The sequence below is a fragment of the Shinella sp. WSC3-e genome, assembly GCF_945994535.1.
Taxonomy (GTDB): domain Bacteria; phylum Pseudomonadota; class Alphaproteobacteria; order Rhizobiales; family Rhizobiaceae; genus Shinella; species Shinella yambaruensis.
In genome coordinates this window covers 1,189,660-1,206,151 of record NZ_OZ000530.1, presented here as the reverse complement: position 1 = coordinate 1,206,151, position 16,492 = coordinate 1,189,660, and the positions used below count along the sequence as shown (strand labels likewise).

Sequence of the window (16,492 nt, the reverse complement as noted above, 5' to 3'; positions counted from 1 at the left end):
GCAAGGCCCCAAGAAATATGAATCTAATAGTAATTCCGGCCTAGGATATAAAAAATCCATAGGATCTAATCGATATCTAGCTGTGAACCGACTCTGGCCAAAAAGTTAGCCCGCCGACTCGGCCGAGTCGGCGGGCTTCGCATCGTTCGTTTCGAGACGCTGTTATTGAAGCCTGACTAGTCCGCTATCGCGACACCATCGGGTGAGCAATGCGGGGCAACATGGCGCCCACTGGCTAAGCGGCCGCGCGGTGCCCAAACAGTGGGTCAAGGCTCAGGCTCTGGTTGTCGCTCATGCAGATCACGGCGCCTGGCACATTGTTGCTTTCCTGGCGGGCGAAATGAATCGCCGCATCCTTGCTGACGAAGCAGCCGCCGACGAGATTGCGCTCATCGCGAACAGTCCAGCATCCTCGATTGTCCTGGCCGACAAAAAAATGATTCAGAGGTTGAGGAGGCTCTTTCGGTTGAATGGCGCTTGCCATAGGGGATAATCCTGATTGTTCGTTGAAGACTGAGCTTTGGACGTCGGTGGCGCTAGCCCGCCAGTGAGGTCACAATGGCGACAGCCGCGATCACGATGGCCATCACGGCTCCAAGCCGCAGGAACATTCCGACATCAGCCATCTGCTCATCAGAGCGCACGGCGGCCTTGACCTCGCCTTCCGTCTGACGAGCGCCCGGCTTGTTCAGTTGTTGCATCGCGTAAAAGTAGTAACCACGAGGGTACATCGCAGAAATCCTTTCTTGATATCGGCAGGCTCTCCAAACTGTCCAGTCAGAGACTGCCTTCGCCGATACGTTGAATTTAGCGATCTCGGGATTTGTTCTCCATTTTACGGAAAGTCGGATTCCATAGTATTTTCATTGGAGAACACAGCATCATCATGCTGTTCGTATAGGGGAAGCCTGCTCAGGCCGAGAGGGGATGAGAGACCGATCGGCGGTCAGAGACGTATCGATCGCCAGAGCGTCGATATCGGCCATAGCAGCGCGAACTCTCTCTGCCGTGCTTTCGCTCACTTCCACCAACGGAAGGCGGACAGCAGGAGAATAGCCTCGCGCGCAGTGCAACGCGAACTTGACCGGGCATGGATTGGTTTCAAGTTCCAGCGCATCGAACAACGGGTAGAGATGGGCGTTGATGCGCCGAGCTTCGAGGTAATCACCACGTCGTACCGCTCCGAAGGTCGCAGCCGCCAACATCGGTGCGATATTCGAGACGACCGAGATCGCGCCATCACCCCCAGTCATCATAAAGGCCAGCATCGATCGGTCATGTCCGGAAAGCTGCGTGAAACGATCGCCAAAGCGGACGGCCATCGTGCTTACCCGCGTCGGATCTCCACTTGCGTCCTTGATGCCTACGATACCGGGCAGGTACGCAAGACGGTCGAGAGTTTCGATCCTGATATCAACGGCAGTACGCGAAGGCACGTTGTAGATGATGATCGGCAGCTCCGCGGATTGCGCGACGCTTTCGAAATGCCGGAACAGGCCTTCCTGGCTCGGCCGACTATAGTAAGGCGTTACCACCAAAGCCCCGTCTGCACCAAGGCGACCGGCCTCGCGGGTCAACTCCACGGTACGCCGGGTGTCGTTTGTCCCCGAGCCGGCGATCACCGGCACACGGCCATTTGAGACCTCGACGCACAACCGGATCACCGCCGCCCATTCCGGATGAGACAGGGTCGGCGCCTCGCCCGTGGTGCCGCAGGCGACAAGCCCCTGCACGCCCTGGTCGATCTGCCAGTTGGCAAGCTCCGCCAAGGCGTCGAAATCGATAGCCTCACCCCTATACGGGGTGACAAGTGCGGTCATCAGACCGCCGAATAACGGCGGCTCGCCTTTGGGGTTCATGCTGCCTCTTCTCCACCTTTCGAGAGTTCTTTTGGCCGACGCTGGCGACGATCGAGGGAGCCCAGCAAGGCGATCAGCATGGCGGCCGCCAGGTCATCGTGTCGGCCCATGCACCTGCGCAAATTTCCTCGATCGTTCCACGCCACGCTACAACGCCAACGATCTCCCGAGCGCCCCATCGACCAGGGGTGCCGTGTTGGCTGCAGATGAGCTCCGAGTTCGATAACCCCCTCAAGCAAGGCATCCGCTTCGAGCAGATCACGGAGCCTGCGGTGCCGTCGAAACTGCGGCTGGTCTTCGCGCTCCTCGATAATCCTCACAGCCAGCCAGATGTGGTGTTCCTTGAGAACTCGAGCCATCTCCAATTGAGTCCTCAGGCTTGTCAGCGCAGTCAGAGGAATTTCGCCCGAACCAAGTCTTGGGTCGTCGGGTTGGAGAGCGGGAGCAGCAGGGCGTGTCATGCCGCTCTCAGAAAAACTATCGCTACGACCTGCACCGCGGCACAGCTCGCAGCAAACATCAGGAGCAGGTATTCCGATCTACGGCGTCGCTCGCGTTTGCTGAACTTCGGTTTCGACCGCGGCAACCTGGGGTGAGCGGGACGGCCTGCAACTCTCCATTCAGCCGCCATTGCTGAGCACCAGATAGATGCTGGGGCCTGCGGTAGCAATAACAGCGCAACCGGCGACCACCACCAGAACGATGATCTCCACGCCGCGACGGATGAGGTGTCGGGAGACTTGGCGCTTGCTTGGTACAGCCTGGCTCAATTTTTACCCTCACTACCCAATCTGACGGGGCTCGCGCCGCCGGCTGATGTTCATCATCTCCAGGCAGAAGCGACCGTCTGACAGTTGAAGATAGAGGCGGTAGCAGCCGTAGCTCTCGCCTATCAGCCGTGCCGCGACGACTGCATCATTGCGCGTCGGGTGGCACCACTCCGAGTCTTCACCTTCAAGATGCACAGTCCAGCGATCGTCATAGTTCCGATAGACCCAGAGCACGGGCAGGACCGGATACAAAGTCGCTGCGGCCTGAGGCGCCGCCGATTTCGAGTTGATGAATTCCAAAGCCATATTTCACCTAACCAAGCGGAGAGTCTGCGGAGCCGATGGCTCCGCATTTCGTCTCGACTCTGCCCTAGAAAAGCACGCCAGCCTCGAACATCCCGCGAACCTGGTCGCGCTTGTCGAAACTGGACCCTAAGCCGTAGCCTTCGGTGACCCGATCAATGCGGGTGTACGAGAGCTCGGTGCGCGCGAAGAAGATCCCGCGCTGGTAGGTCGGCGTCACTGTCAGCGACCACGCCCTGCTTTTCGGCCCGTAGAGTAGATTGGTGGGGGCACAGTCAGCGGCGACGCCGCAATCTCCTCCGCTTGAAGCGATATACTCGGCGCGTCCAGCGATCGAGAAATTCTCATCGATCGCATATCGAGCCAGCAGTGCTCCGCCGAATGTTTGAGCCGAGCGATCGATCCCGATGTCCCTGTTCGAGCGGACCGTTGTGTATTGCAGGTAGGGCTGAAGCGTCAGCGGGCCGTCGACATAGGTGTAGATCACATTGAAGATGCTGCTGTTGTTCTGCGCCAGTGGCGTCGCGGCGCCGGTCTTGCCGGACTCTGCAAAGTTGCCTGCGGCGACAAGCGTGATCGTGCTCGACGGCGTCGCCGCATAAGACACCAGACCGGATACCCAGTTGTAATTCCCTGAGTAGAAACCATCATTGACCGACACCGAAGCGTTCAGCGGCCCATTGCTATAGTTCACCTGAACACCGCGGCTGATGGCCGGCTCCTGGTTCCAGAGCAAGCCGCGCGCGATATTCAAATTCTGGAACGTGAAGGTCGATTCCGCGCCAATCAACGTCGGCAGCAAACCAGCCTGAACTGAGAAATTCGGCGATAGCTGGAGCTTGCCATAGGCAACCGGCACAGGCCCGTAGAACTGATCGGTTACGTCGGTTGCGCGGGTATAGGCCGAGCCCAAAGCGGGCAGCGAGTAGGCGCCAGCCTGAACGAAGAACGTCAAAGGCGCCCCAGTCGTTTGCACCTGTATTTGGGCATTGCCAATATCGAGGAGGGGATCCGCCGTCCGGGGATCGATGCTAGGAATGCCGTTCCTCTGCGCATTGCCGATACCTGTGAGCTGACCGGTGATATGAAGCCGGCCAAACACGCCCGCATCCGTACTCATCGGATCGGGGTTCGGGCGCAGAGGACCACCAAAGCTCGGCGCGCTCAGGGGTTCCGCCGCTGCCTGGCCAAGACCCATCATCGAACCGGCCATGATCGCGACCGCGCCGACCGCGCCCCGGCAAAGCGTCCGCCGACGCCGAGACCCCGGTCTTGTTGGACGACCGGCCTCGGCTGTGGCCGTTGCGGCGGGTGCGAGGGACGGTGTAAGCGGCTTCATACCTTCAGATCCTTCCGGTTTGGTGGGACCCTCAAGCTAAATAGAGCCGCATATTATTTCGACGGGAGCTCAGCCGCGCTGCGATAGTATTTTCATAAGAAAAAGCCCTGACAAAAATATACGTACTCATATAGTCGGATTTTTATTTGACTGAGCACGACTTTGCGCCCTCTCTCGCGCGGGAGTGTGCTTCTATGATTGACCAAAATCTCGACTATCTCGCTAACTTGCTTTGCCAAAACCGTCGGCAGGGAATTACCTCAGATATTCCGTTCGATCTGCTTCGAAGCGAGGATGACGCCTGGGCGGTGCAGTCAGCAGCAATCTCGGCCTTCGCCAATGACGCGGTAGGCTACGCCCTGATAGGCACTTGCCCCGCCATCCGCAGCACGCTTGGCCTTGCCAGTCCCATCTACTGCCCGATCCCTGTGGGAACAGTTCTTCAGGACTCCCACGGGCCGTTCCGGCTTCCCCAAGGCTTCATCGGAGCACAATGCGAAATCGTCTTTACGATAGGAGGTCCCCTGAGGGCGGACCATTGGCCCATCACTCGCGATCAATTTTGCAAGGCGATCCTCAGCTACCAACCGGCTATCGGTCTTGTCGGGCGACGTGGTCACCTGACTGAGCAACCGCACCTGGCCGCCATCGCTGACTATGCGTTCCATGTTTCGACGATCGTCGACAAATATCATGAGCCGACAGGCCTGGAGGCCATCGACAGGATCGACATGCGAGCGTCGATCAATAACGTTCCGGTGTTTCAGTCGGCATCGGGAGAGGGGCTGGTTGATCCGATAAACTCTGCGCTCTGGCTCGTGAATGACCTGATCGCCAGAGGTAATTATCTCAGCGCCGGCGATATCGTAGCAACCGGATCGATCATCCCGATGCTGCTGCAAATCCTTCCTGGTCAGGAACTGAAGGTCGAGTTGTCAGGCGTTGGCGACGCATCCGCACGGTTCCTTTGAACCAACAGAAGCAGCCGATCAGACGGCCAACTGATGGCCACTGAAAATGTAGAGACCCAACGCCGTCGCCGCCAACCATAGAGCCTCATCCCAATAGGTGAACCTGGTCTTGCCGAATCGTTCGCCGCGATGAACTGCGTAAGCGACGGCCATTACGCCGTATATGCCGGTCCACAGCGCGAATGTGGCAAGGAAGTTCTCGCTCTTCAGAATGTAGGCGATTGCCGCAGCGACGACCAGCTTGATGCCATAGCGCCCAATGTGCTCTCGCGACTGCTCGTCTAACCGCATAACACGCCTGGATCGTTCGTTAGATCAGGCCGAAGACGAGAGACAGCCGGTAGCCGACATACCCAACGCCGATCGCGGTAATCGCCAGGACAAGCAGCAAGCCAAGCCCACCATTCCCTGGCTCTTTCTGAGGGCGCGGTGCCTCGTTCTGTTTGTTCCGGACTCGATTATTCCCAGCCATTTCCGATGAGCGCTCCCTCCGCGCTCCAGTGCGCAGCTATGTCTAGGACGCTGCTGCATAGGAATTCGAGAGGGACGACCTTCAAGCTACATAGCCAGTTTTTATTTGCGGACGCTCGAAATAAACCCGAGGCTGTTGAACGGTGGGGGCAAGGTTTCAGCGAAGCCGACCGTATTACTGAGCAGAAGGACGTCGATCGCCAGGAGGACGAGCGCAAACCCAAAAAACAGCGATATGGCTGTTTTCCGTGGTCGTGGGGACGGACGCCGAATGCAACTCGGCGTGATCTCGTGATCTAGTGACGTCAAAAATGCTTCCATAGGCTATAGGCCGTTGGAAGCAGGGCGAAGGTCGCGGCTATGATAAACATCGCCGACAAAACAATAATTTCCACAACGATCCTTTTCCACCCACTTCCGTTAGTACTCGCCGATACCTCCTTGTCGCCCTCGGGAAAATTCGGCTTGGTCTTCTCGGTCTTGGCAGTCTGGGGATAAGGCATTGGTCCGTTCAACCTCGATGTCCGTACTTGAACCCCGACGCTTTGAAGCACCAGTGTTCAACAATTCCGATGTGAAGCGACCATGCGTGAGTTGAAGATAAAGGCGGTACGCGCCGCGCATCTGGCCAAAGGTCTTGGCGGCTTCGACTGCATCCTGCCGATACGGGAAGGCGACATCGTCTGCGTCACCATCCGTGCACAAGCGCCATTGCCTGTCGTAATCTTGAAATATCCAGAGCACGGGCGCTACGCCTTGCGCTCGACAAGAGCAATATTCATCAAAGGCACGCATTACTTCAGAACCGCCACAGTCGATTCAACTGCGTATTGCGTTGCCTCAAAGCGCATAGGAATTCGAGACTGCCGCATGCCTCAAAAAATAAAATTCCCTTTATTCCAAGACCGATGTCGAAATCAGACCGCTATATCTTCTAGCAGAGCTGATGTTCGAAGAAGGGGACCATCACCGAAACACGCGAGAACCGTGAATGACCAAATCGTATGTTCAGCGTTCCTGCAAACAACACGGGCTGCAAAACGAACGCCGACAGGAGGGCGTTCCGACGCGATTTGATGAACCGTCCTCAGTCACGAGGGCATGCGTAAAAGATTGGTGCGGACGACGGGACTCGAACCCGTACTCTCACTGAGAAGCAGATTTTCGTACCACTTCGGCTTTCGCCGCCGCCGTTCGGCGTTCGTGGTCTGGACTGTCCCTTCGCCATGGCCCGAAGGCTTTAGGCGCCGCCCGTCCAGTCTCTACACCTTCCCCAAACGGGGCTTGGCTCGGGATTGGCTTGGGGCATTTGCCCGTTAGCGTTCCCCGACTTTGAGCGGTTCTACTCCGCAGATTTCCCTGCGGGCACTCCAAATTAAAGTCTGCTGCGTCTACCGATTTCGCCACGTCCGCATTCTACCGCCGATTCTATCCTTCGCTGTCTGCTCCTATTCTGCACCTAGCGTCGAACCAGCCTTCTATCCCCTCCGAACTGCAGCGCCAATAAGGCATTGAAACCAAGTCACTTCTTGCCCTTCCAACTTTTTTGCGGATTGGTAGAAAAAAGACTTTTTAAGTCCCTTGCGTCTACCAGTTTCGCCACGCCCGCGTGTCCCGCTTTTCGGAAAGTCGAGGAGGTTCGTCAATAGGGCGTTCCGGAAATCTCCGGCCTTTCCCATCTCGGAAAGAGAGCGATGAAGCCGAACCTTCGGATGTCGGACGATCGAGGAACCGGATACCCGCGTTTCGCGCGGTTTGCGGGCGAGGATATATCGCGGCTACGAAAAGCGGCGCGGCCTTATGCAGGCCGCGCCGCTCTGTTCGGCGACGTTTCAGGAGAACGTCAGGCCGAAAGCTTGGCCGCGATCCTGGCGACATGGGCGCCCTGGAAGCGGGCGGCGTCCAGTTCGACTTCGGACGGCTGGCGCGAGCCGTCGCCGTCGGTGATCGTCGAGGCGCCGTAGGGCGAGCCGCCCTTGACGGCTTCGACGCCCATCTGGCCCTGGAAGGCATAAGGCAGGCCGGCGACGACGAGGCCGTGATGCAGCAGCGTCGGGATGAAGCCGAGGATGGTCGATTCCTGGCCGCCGTGCTGGGTGGCCGAGGAGGTGAAGACCGAGCCGACCTTGCCGACAAGCTTGCCCTGCGCCCAGAGGCTGCCCGTCTGGTCCCAGAAATTGCGCATCTGCGAGGCGACCGTGCCGAAGCGCGTGCCGGCGCCGACGATGATGGCATCGTAGCTGGCCAGCTCGTCGACGGTGGCGATCTCGGCCTTCTGGTCGAGCTTGAAGTGCGAGGCCGTCGCCACCTCTTCCGGCACCAGCTCCGGAACGCGCTTGACGGTCACCTCCGCCCCGGCCGACTTCACGCCTTCCGCCACGGCATAGGCCATGGCTTCGATATGGCCATAGGCCGAGTAGTAAAGAACCAGTACGTTTGCCATCGTCGTCTCCTGTTTCGATGATGCCTTTCCGCTTGATCGCGGCGTCTCGTTGGATGTAGCACTTCGGGGTGGCGGTCCCCCAGCGGCCGCCCGGTCGACAGACTGTTCACCCGTCATTGACAATGCCGTTCCTTCCGGTCGGCATTTCTGTCCGAACTTCAGAGAGCGCCCATGAGTTCCCGTCCCATCGCCACCGCCGCCATGCTCGCCATCGGCGACGAACTGCTCTCCGGGCGCACCAAGGACAAGAATATCGGCCAGCTTGCCGACGTGCTCTTCCTCGCCGGCATCGATCTCAAGGAGGTGCGCATCGTCGGCGACGACGAGGACGCGATCGTCGAGGCGCTGAATGCGTTGCGCGCGCGCCATACCTATGTCTTCACCTCCGGCGGCATCGGCCCGACCCATGACGACATCACGGCGGATGCCGTCTCGAAGGCCTTCGGCGTGCCCTGCCTCTACGATCCGCTCGCCATGCAGCTGCTTGGCGCCATGTACGAGCGCCGCGGCGTGGAGTTCAACGCGGCGCGCCAGCGCATGGCGCGCATGCCCGAAGGCGCCGTCCATATCGAGAACGCCGTCTCGACGGCACCGGGCTTCCACATCGGCAATGTCTATGTCATGGCCGGCGTGCCGCAGGTCTTCACCGCCATGCTCGACGCCGTCGTGCCGAAGCTTGAAGGCGGCGTGCCGATGCTCTCGCGCTCCGTCGCCTCGCCCTTCGGCGAGGGCGACATCGGCAGCGCGCTGGCGGAGATCCAGAAGAAGCACCCGGAAACCAGCATCGGCTCCTATCCGCGCTTCAGCGAGAACCGCTTCTCGACGGAAATCGTCATCCGCAGCCGCGAAGACGCTCCGGCGGAAGCGGCCGAACGTGATATACTCCAGATGATTGCCGAAATCGCCGCGGCCAAGGCCGCGTCTTGATCCCGATCAAGGTTTGGCGACACCGGCAGGCGCATGCTTCCAGGGACCCAGAACAGGAGGCCGAAATGACCTACAAGACCATCGTGGCGGTGCTGAGCGCCGCCGAGGACGCCGGCAAGGTGACGGACCATGCGCTCGCGCTTGCGCGCAGCACCGGCGGCCATGTCATCGGCATCCATGCGGAAGCGCCGGTCGTGGTCACGCTGATCGCGCCGATGGAATATCCCGACCCGAACGCCGTGCTCGACCTGCAGGAGCGCGCCCAGCGCCAGTCGCGCGAGGTCGAGCAGGCCTTCAAGTCGCGCTGCGAACGCGACGACATCTCCTATGAATGGCGCCTCTTCACCGGCACCGCCGGTTATGCCTCGGCCGGCGTCATCGACAGTGCCCGCGGCGCCGACATCGTCATTGCCGGCCAGTTCGACCCCGATCTCGACGGCCCGGCGCGCGAGGACATCGAGGACCTGCTCTACGAAAGCGGCCGCCCGGTCTACCTCGTCTCCAACGCGCCGGCGGGTCCCGCGCCGATCGAGCGCGTGCTGCTCGCCTGGAACGGCTCACGCGAAGCGGCCCGCGCCGCCTTCGACGCCCTGCCCTTCCTGAAGGGCGCGAAGGAGGTCGAGATCTTTACCGTCGATCCGCCGGAAAACGCCATGCAGTCGCGCGATTTCTGCGGCGTGGAGCTTGCGGCGACGCTCGCCCGCCACGGCGTCAAGACCACGGTCGCCTCCGGCGCCTCCGACGGCCATTCGGTGGCCGAGGTGCTGAACCGGCGCGCGACGGACATCGATGCCGGCCTCATCGTCATGGGCGCCTACAGCCATTCACGGCTGCGCCAGCGCCTCTTCGGCGGCGTCACCAGCGCCATGATGCGCCATGCCCGCGTGCCGACGCTGATGTCGCGGTAGGCCCCGCCGCCGCGACTTCGCTGTGGATCGCCCGGCTTCTGCGGCCGGGCGATGATTTTCATGGGGGCCGAACTGCGTTAGGGAGAAGGAATCTTCTTTTTTCCGCCTATCAGGAGCCCGCCATGTCGCTGCCCGACAAAGCCTTCCCCGTATCCTGGGACCAGTTTCATCGCGACGCGCGCGCGCTTGCCTGGCGGCTGGCGGATGGCGGGCGCGAATGGCGGGCGATCGTCTGCATCACCCGCGGCGGCCTCGTGCCGGCGGCGATCGTCTCGCGCGAGCTGAACATCCGCGTCATCGAGACCGTCTGTGTCGCCTCCTACCATGACTATGTCTCGCAGGGCGAAATGCATGTCCTGAAGGGCATCTCGGAGGAGCTCAGCAAGGAAGGCGGCGAAGGCATCCTCATCGTCGACGACCTGACGGATACCGGCAAGACCGCCGCCGAGGTGCGCGCCATGCTGCCGAAGGCGCATTTCGCCGCCGTCTATGCCAAGCCGAAGGGCCGCCCGCTGGTCGACACCTTCGTCACCGAGGTCAGCCAGGACACCTGGATCTATTTCCCCTGGGACATGGGCTTCACCTACCAGGAACCGATCGCCAAGGGCACGCGCGGCTGAGCCTCTCGGCGGCGAGAAACGTCTTCAATGTTGCATCGCAACATACTGATCCGATTTTTCTTTTTCCGATAGCCGGTGGATGCGGGACCGCGCCTGCCGGCTTAATCTTTCCGCAATTCGCGCAAAGGATAGTGCTTGTGTTCACCGTGTGCCAACGGTGACGGGAGGCATGGGCACAGATGCGTTATGCAAGGCCGGCATTCGCGGCGACCCTCGTCGGCGCGCTGTTCTTCTGCGAAACGGCCGGCGGACAGCCGGACGTGCGCATCACCGCAGTCACCGAATTCATCGACGCCGCCGTGCGCCCCTGGCTGGACGAACCCGCGATCCTCAACGCCGTCATCGCCCAGAACGCCGCCCATGCCGGGCTCAGCCAGGCGGAGATCGACGATCTCGACGCCCGCTGGCGCAGCGAGCTTTCCAGCGCCGACCGGCCGATGATCGAGGCGCAGCTCTCCAATCCGCTCTCCCTCTACCTCAAGGGCCGGCAACGCGCGGCGGACGGCCTGATCACCGAAATCTTCGTCATGGACAATCGCGGCCTCAATGTCGGCCAGAGCGACGTCACCTCCGATTACTGGCAGGGCGACGAGGCGAAATGGCAGAAGAGTTTCGGCGCGGGTGCGCTCCATATCGAGGAGGCGGAGCGCGACGAGTCCACCCAGCTCATGCAGTCGCAGGCAAGCCTGCCGATCCGCGACCCGGCGACCGGCGCCGTCATCGGCGCCATCACCATCGGCGTCAATCTCGACGCGCTTTGACGCTACGGCAGAGAATCACTTTATCCACGGTTCACAACTTCGTCCGGATGGCTATTCCCGGATGTCGGGGGTGGAAAAGATCCCGGGAATTCACCTGTTATTTTTTTCGCTTTTCCACAGCCACATGCTTCGCCGTCTTTTCTTTTGCCCCGAACCCGCTGATTTTTCAGGCGTCCGGCGATGTCCCCATTTTCCACAGCCGGCAGGCACAAGATGTAGCGTTCAAACTTCCATCACAAACCAACCCTTGACGGGAATCGGCCAGATGAGGTTAATGAATTCAAGTTGCGGCGGCGACTGGACCGTAATGTTACGAGGTCGGTTCTCATCACGAAATCGCGTTTGATGCGCATGTGGCCGGGTGGATGATCCGCTCGCCGCAGGGGTTTTTTCGCGCTCGTTTTCCTGAAACGCCACCGCATCCGATTGGGCTGGAAAAAAGAAGCTGTTGATACTATATTTAGTATTTGCAGCCAAACTCAGCACAAGATACAGGAAGTCGAGATTGATCGGCTTTCCCGCACGGACTGGACGATTTGGGCTGGCTGCAAGCAGTTGCGGCCGGACGGGGATAAATTGCGCCCTGTTTTTAAGGCAGGATGCGGCAGCGAAGGACAACGGACAATGCGCATAGAACGTCGTTTCACCAAACCCGGCCAGTCGGCCTATGCGGAGATCGAATTCCGCAAGGCCGTGAGCGAGATCAAGAACCCGGACGGCTCCATCGTCTTCCGCCTCGCCGATATCGACGTGCCGGCCCAGTTCTCCCAGGTCGCGGCGGACATCCTTGCCCAGAAATATTTCCGCAAGGCCGGCGTGCCCGCGCGCCTGAAGAAGGTCGAGGAGAACGACGTCCCCTCCTTCCTGTGGCGCTCCGTTCCCGACACCGAAGCCCTGAAGGCGCTCCCCGAGGGTGAGCGCTACGGCTCGGAAACCGACGCCCGCCAGGTCTTCGACCGTCTCGCCGGCACCTGGACCTACTGGGGCTGGAAGGGCAAGTATTTCGCCTCCGAGGAAGACGCTGCCGCCTTCAAGGACGAACTCGCCTATATGCTCGCCACCCAGCGCGTCGCCCCGAACTCGCCGCAGTGGTTCAACACGGGCCTGCACTGGGCCTATGGCATCGACGGCCCCGGCCAGGGCCATTTCTATGTCGATCCCTTCACCGGCAAGCTGACGAAGTCCAAGTCCGCCTACGAGCATCCCCAGCCGCACGCCTGCTTCATCCAGTCCGTCGAGGACGACCTCGTCAACGAGAACGGCATCATGGACCTGTGGGTGCGTGAGGCGCGCCTCTTCAAGTACGGCTCCGGCACCGGCTCCAACTTCTCGCACCTGCGCGGCGAAGGCGAAAGGCTTTCGGGCGGCGGCCGTTCCTCGGGCCTGATGAGCTTCCTGAAGATCGGCGACCGCGCGGCGGGCGCCATCAAGTCCGGCGGCACGACGCGCCGCGCGGCCAAGATGGTCGTGGTCGACATCGACCATCCGGATATCGAGGACTACATCAACTGGAAGGTCAAGGAAGAGCAGAAGGTGGCGGCCCTCGTCACCGGCTCGAAGATCGTCGCCAAGCACCTGAAGGCCATCATGAAGGCCTGCATCAATTGCTCGGCCGATGGCGACCAGTGCTACGACCCGGCGGAAAACCCGGCCCTCAAGCGCGAGATCCGCGCCGCCAAGAAGGACCAGGTTCCGGAAAACTACATCAAGCGCGTCATCCAGTTCGCCAGGCAGGGCTACAAGGACATCGAGTTCAAGACCTACGACACGGACTGGGATTCGGAAGCCTATCTCACCGTCTCCGGCCAGAACTCCAACAACTCCGTCTCGCTGAAGGACGATTTTTTGCGCGCCGTCGAGAATGACGGGGACTGGAACCTCACCGCCCGCAAGGACGGCAAGGTGATGAAGACGCTGAAGGCACGGGACCTGTGGGAATCGATCTCCTACGCCGCCTGGGCCTCGGCCGATCCGGGCCTTCACTTCAACACGACGATGAACGACTGGCACACCTGCCCGGCTGCCGGCCCGATCCGTGCGTCGAACCCGTGCTCGGAATACATGTTCCTCGACGACACGGCCTGCAACCTCGCCTCGCTCAACCTTCTCCAGTTCAAGGACGCGGCGACGAAGAAGATCAACATCGCCGACTATGAACACGCCGTCCGCCTGTGGACCATCGTGCTCGAAGTCTCCGTGATGATGGCGCAGTTCCCCTCGCGCCAGATCGCCGAACTCTCCTACGAGTACCGCACGCTCGGCCTCGGCTATGCCAATATCGGCGGCCTGCTGATGTCCTCCGGCATTCCGTACGATTCGGCCGAAGGCCGCGCCATCGCCGGCGCCCTGACCGCCATCATGACCGGTGTCGCCTATGCGACCTCGGCCGAGATGGCCGGCGAGCTCGGCCCGTTCCCGAACTTCGCGCCGAACCGCGAGAACATGCTGCGCGTCATGCGCAACCATCGCCGCGCCGCCTACGGCGAGACCGTCGGCTACGAGGCCCTTTCGGTCAATCCGGTCGCCCTCATCCATGCCGATTGCTCGGATGAGGCGCTCGTCGCCCATGCCGTCGCCGCCTGGGACAAGGCCGTCGAACTCGGCGAGAAGCACGGCTACCGCAACGCCCAGACGACCGTGATCGCGCCGACCGGCACGATCGGCCTCGTCATGGACTGCGACACGACCGGCATCGAGCCCGACTTCGCGCTGGTGAAGTTCAAGAAGCTCGCCGGCGGCGGCTACTTCAAGATCATCAACCGCGCCGTTCCCGAAGCCCTGCGCACGCTCGGCTATTCGGAAAGCCAGATCGCCGAAATCGAGGCCTATGCCGTCGGCCACGGCAACTTCAACCAGGCGCCCGCCGTCAACCCCGGCGCGCTGAAGGCCAAGGGCTTCCCGGACGACAAGATCGAAGCCGTCAATGCAGGCCTCAAATCCGCCTTCGACATCAAGTTCGCCTTCAACCAGTGGACGCTCGGCGCCGACTTCCTGAAGGACGTGCTGAAGGTCTCGGACGAACAGCTCGCCGACATGTCCTTCAACCTCTTGGAGCATATCGGCTTCACGAAGAAGGAGATCGAGGCCGCCAACATCCATGTCTGCGGTGCGATGACGCTGGAAGGCGCCCCCTTCCTCAAGGCCGAGCATCTGGCGGTCTTCGATTGCGCCAATCCCTGCGGCAAGATCGGCAAGCGCTACCTTTCGGTCGAAAGCCACATCCGCATGATGGCCGCCGCCCAGCCGTTCATCTCGGGCGCCATCTCCAAGACGATCAACATGCCGAACGAGGCGACCGTCGAGGACTGCAAGAACGCCTACATGCTCTCCTGGAAGCTCGCGCTGAAGGCCAACGCGCTCTATCGCGACGGCTCGAAGCTCTCCCAGCCGCTCAACGCCTCGCTGATCGAGGACGCGGAGGACGAGGACGATGCGGTCGAGGCGCTGGCCGCCGCGCCTGCCGCCGCCCAGGCCGTCACGGTGACGGAAAAGATCGTCGAGAAGATCATCGAGCGTGTCGTCCGCGACCGTGAGAAACTGCCGAACCGCCGCCAGGGCTACACCCAGAAGGCCGTCATCGGCGGGCACAAGGTCTATCTGCGCACCGGCGAATTCGGCGACGGCCGCCTCGGCGAGATCTTCATCGACATGCACAAGGAAGGCGCCGCCTTCCGCGCGATGATGAACAACTTCGCCATCGCCATCTCGCTCGGCCTGCAGTACGGCGTGCCGCTGGAGGAATATGTGGAGGCCTTCACCTTCACCAAGTTCGAGCCGGCCGGCATGGTGCAGGGCAACGACGCCATCAAGAACGCGACGTCGATCCTCGACTATGTCTTCCGCGAGCTTGCCGTCTCCTATCTCGGCCGCCACGACCTTGCCCATGTCGATACGTCCGATTTCTCCAACACGGCGCTCGGCAAGGGCATCCAGGAAGGCAAGACGAACCTGATCTCGACCGGCTGGACGCGCGGCCACAAGCCGACGCTCATCCAGGGCGGCCAGGCTGGCGATCGCCCGCTCGCAGAGCCCAAGGGCGCCGCCACCGCCGCCCCGGCCAAGGCTTCGTCCGTCAGCAACATCACCTCGTTCGCCGGCAGCGCGGCCCGCAAGATCGAGCCGGTGACGGCGATCTCCCCCTCCGAAATCGTCGCCTTCAAGCGCGACTACGAGGAACGCGCCGCCGAATTCGCGGAAGAAGTGGCGGACGAGGCAGCCGAGGAGACGCCCGAAGGCGTGACCGCCCTCTTCTCCGACAAGGCAGCCGCCGAAGCCGCCAGTGCCAAGGCCGACGCCAAGAAGCTGGAGAACGAGCGCCGCATGCGCTCCATCGCGCAGGGCTACACGGGCAACATGTGCTCCGAGTGCCAGAACTTCACCATGGTGCGCAACGGCACCTGCGAGAAGTGCGACACCTGCGGCTCGACGAGCGGCTGCAGCTAATCGCCGCCCTTTACCACAGGACAGACGAGAACCCGGGGAGCGATCCCCGGGTTTTTTCATTCAGCGGGCGAGTTCGAACTGGATCTCGATCCTGTGACAGGCCGCGCCCGGTCCGTTCCAGCCGTGATAGACCTCGCGGCTTTCGCCGGAGAAGACGTGCCGCGACAGCTCGATCTCCGCGACCAGCGGCGCATAGCCCTGGGTGAAGAGCGTGCGCAGCGAACCTTGGTGGACCCGCGAGGCAACGATGGTGGGTTCGAGATGGCGCAGTTCCACCGTGCCTCCATATTCCTCCGGACCCTCCACGGGCCGGCAGATCTGCCAGTCGAACGGCGTCCTGCCGTCCTTCGGCAGGCCATGAGCAATGAAGATCCAGGGGCCGGCGACGGTCAGCCCATAGTCGCCGACCGCCCCCTCGATGATCGGCGCAAGCTCCACAGCCGCCTGCCTGATCTCGGGAATGCGAAGGCGGCGCCGCATGCACAGCACCCACATGTCCGGTGTCTCGATGATGTTCATGGTCCCTCCCGTTTCGACGCAGACCTATGATCGCGATTGTTTTCGAGCAAGCGGCTCCCTGGAAAGCCATGCCAAACTTGAGGCCGGAAGGCGCAAAAGGCGGAAAATCATTTCAAGACGGCCAATCCTTCCCGCGAACCGCGGGCCAGGCACGATGT

17 protein-coding genes are annotated in these 16,492 nt (G+C 61.3%); 7 read left to right on the top strand and 10 right to left on the bottom strand.

The genetic code is table 11. The annotated features are described in order from the left end of the window. Positions 1–235: 235 nt before the first annotated feature. The 6 genes from AABF56_RS06125 to AABF56_RS06100 all read right to left on the bottom strand — a co-directional run bounded on the left by AABF56_RS06125 (position 236) and on the right by AABF56_RS06100 (position 4,145). On the bottom strand, positions 236–484 hold the full coding sequence (locus tag AABF56_RS06125; RefSeq protein WP_272805271.1) for a hypothetical protein: 249 nt from the start codon (positions 482–484) through the stop codon (positions 236–238). A 52-nt stretch (positions 485–536) separates the two neighbouring features. Then, positions 537–731 (bottom strand): hypothetical protein, encoded by a 195-nt coding sequence (locus AABF56_RS06120; RefSeq protein ID WP_272805270.1) that lies wholly within the window; start codon positions 729–731, stop codon positions 537–539. Positions 732–884: 153 nt separating this feature from the next. After that, the gene (dapA, locus tag AABF56_RS06115; RefSeq protein ID WP_272805269.1) at positions 885–1,859 is read right to left on the bottom strand and encodes a 4-hydroxy-tetrahydrodipicolinate synthase; all 975 of its coding nucleotides are present in this window, start codon (positions 1,857–1,859) and stop codon (positions 885–887) included. Beyond that, complete coding sequence (locus tag AABF56_RS06110) at positions 1,856–2,218, bottom strand: hypothetical protein (protein ID WP_272805268.1); 363 nt, start codon at positions 2,216–2,218, stop codon at positions 1,856–1,858. The genes dapA and AABF56_RS06110 overlap by 4 nt, the downstream gene beginning before the upstream one ends. Before the next feature lie 423 nt (positions 2,219–2,641). Then, positions 2,642–2,929, bottom strand: coding sequence for a hypothetical protein (locus tag AABF56_RS06105; RefSeq protein ID WP_338341904.1), 288 nt, complete (start codon positions 2,927–2,929; stop codon positions 2,642–2,644). 70 nt (positions 2,930–2,999) lie between these two features. Next, the gene (locus AABF56_RS06100; protein WP_272805266.1) at positions 3,000–4,145 is read right to left on the bottom strand and encodes a porin; all 1,146 of its coding nucleotides are present in this window, start codon (positions 4,143–4,145) and stop codon (positions 3,000–3,002) included. A 320-nt stretch (positions 4,146–4,465) separates the two neighbouring features. On the opposite strand from AABF56_RS06100, the gene AABF56_RS06095 reads away from it, so the two are divergent. Then, positions 4,466–5,242 (top strand): 2-keto-4-pentenoate hydratase, encoded by a 777-nt coding sequence (locus AABF56_RS06095; protein ID WP_272805265.1) that lies wholly within the window; start codon positions 4,466–4,468, stop codon positions 5,240–5,242. A gap of 18 nt (positions 5,243–5,260) precedes the next feature. Here the strand turns inward: AABF56_RS06095 and AABF56_RS06090 are convergent, their stop codons facing one another. After that, positions 5,261–5,533, bottom strand: coding sequence for a hypothetical protein (locus tag AABF56_RS06090; protein WP_003168944.1), 273 nt, complete (start codon positions 5,531–5,533; stop codon positions 5,261–5,263). 765 nt (positions 5,534–6,298) lie between these two features. Between AABF56_RS06090 and AABF56_RS06085 the strand changes: the two genes are divergently transcribed. Then, positions 6,299–6,790 carry a hypothetical protein gene (locus tag AABF56_RS06085; RefSeq protein ID WP_272805264.1) on the top strand — a complete coding sequence of 164 codons (492 nt, stop codon included), beginning with the start codon at positions 6,299–6,301 and terminating at the stop codon, positions 6,788–6,790. A gap of 766 nt (positions 6,791–7,556) precedes the next feature. On the opposite strand, the gene wrbA is transcribed toward AABF56_RS06085, so the two are convergent. Continuing rightward, positions 7,557–8,156, bottom strand: coding sequence for an NAD(P)H:quinone oxidoreductase type IV (gene wrbA, locus AABF56_RS06080; protein WP_272805263.1), 600 nt, complete (start codon positions 8,154–8,156; stop codon positions 7,557–7,559). 171 nt (positions 8,157–8,327) lie between these two features. On the opposite strand from wrbA, the gene AABF56_RS06075 reads away from it, so the two are divergent. From AABF56_RS06075 to AABF56_RS06060, 4 genes are all read left to right on the top strand, one after another. After that, positions 8,328–9,083, top strand: coding sequence for a competence/damage-inducible protein A (locus AABF56_RS06075; RefSeq protein WP_272805262.1), 756 nt, complete (start codon positions 8,328–8,330; stop codon positions 9,081–9,083). A 65-nt stretch (positions 9,084–9,148) separates the two neighbouring features. Then, positions 9,149–9,991: a universal stress protein gene (locus tag AABF56_RS06070; protein WP_272805261.1), complete on the top strand. Its 843-nt coding sequence runs from the start codon at positions 9,149–9,151 to the stop codon at positions 9,989–9,991. A 122-nt stretch (positions 9,992–10,113) separates the two neighbouring features. Beyond that, positions 10,114–10,611, top strand: a complete 498-nt coding sequence (gpt, locus tag AABF56_RS06065; RefSeq protein WP_064329880.1) for a xanthine phosphoribosyltransferase — start codon at positions 10,114–10,116, stop codon at positions 10,609–10,611. 179 nt (positions 10,612–10,790) lie between these two features. After that, the gene (locus AABF56_RS06060; protein WP_272805260.1) at positions 10,791–11,372 is read left to right on the top strand and encodes a hypothetical protein; all 582 of its coding nucleotides are present in this window, start codon (positions 10,791–10,793) and stop codon (positions 11,370–11,372) included. A gap of 222 nt (positions 11,373–11,594) precedes the next feature. Here the strand turns inward: AABF56_RS06060 and AABF56_RS06055 are convergent, their stop codons facing one another. Continuing rightward, a complete protein-coding gene (locus AABF56_RS06055; protein ID WP_272805259.1) occupies positions 11,595–11,990 on the bottom strand; it encodes a hypothetical protein in 396 nt (131 codons plus the stop codon). 6 nt (positions 11,991–11,996) lie between these two features. Between AABF56_RS06055 and AABF56_RS06050 the strand changes: the two genes are divergently transcribed. Continuing rightward, entirely contained in the window at positions 11,997–15,815 is a 3,819-nt protein-coding gene (locus AABF56_RS06050; protein WP_272805258.1) for a vitamin B12-dependent ribonucleotide reductase, read from the top strand. 60 nt (positions 15,816–15,875) lie between these two features. Here AABF56_RS06050 and AABF56_RS06045 read toward each other — a convergent pair whose 3' ends face one another. After that, a complete protein-coding gene (locus AABF56_RS06045; protein ID WP_272805257.1) occupies positions 15,876–16,334 on the bottom strand; it encodes a hypothetical protein in 459 nt (152 codons plus the stop codon). Positions 16,335–16,492 lie beyond the last annotated feature (158 nt).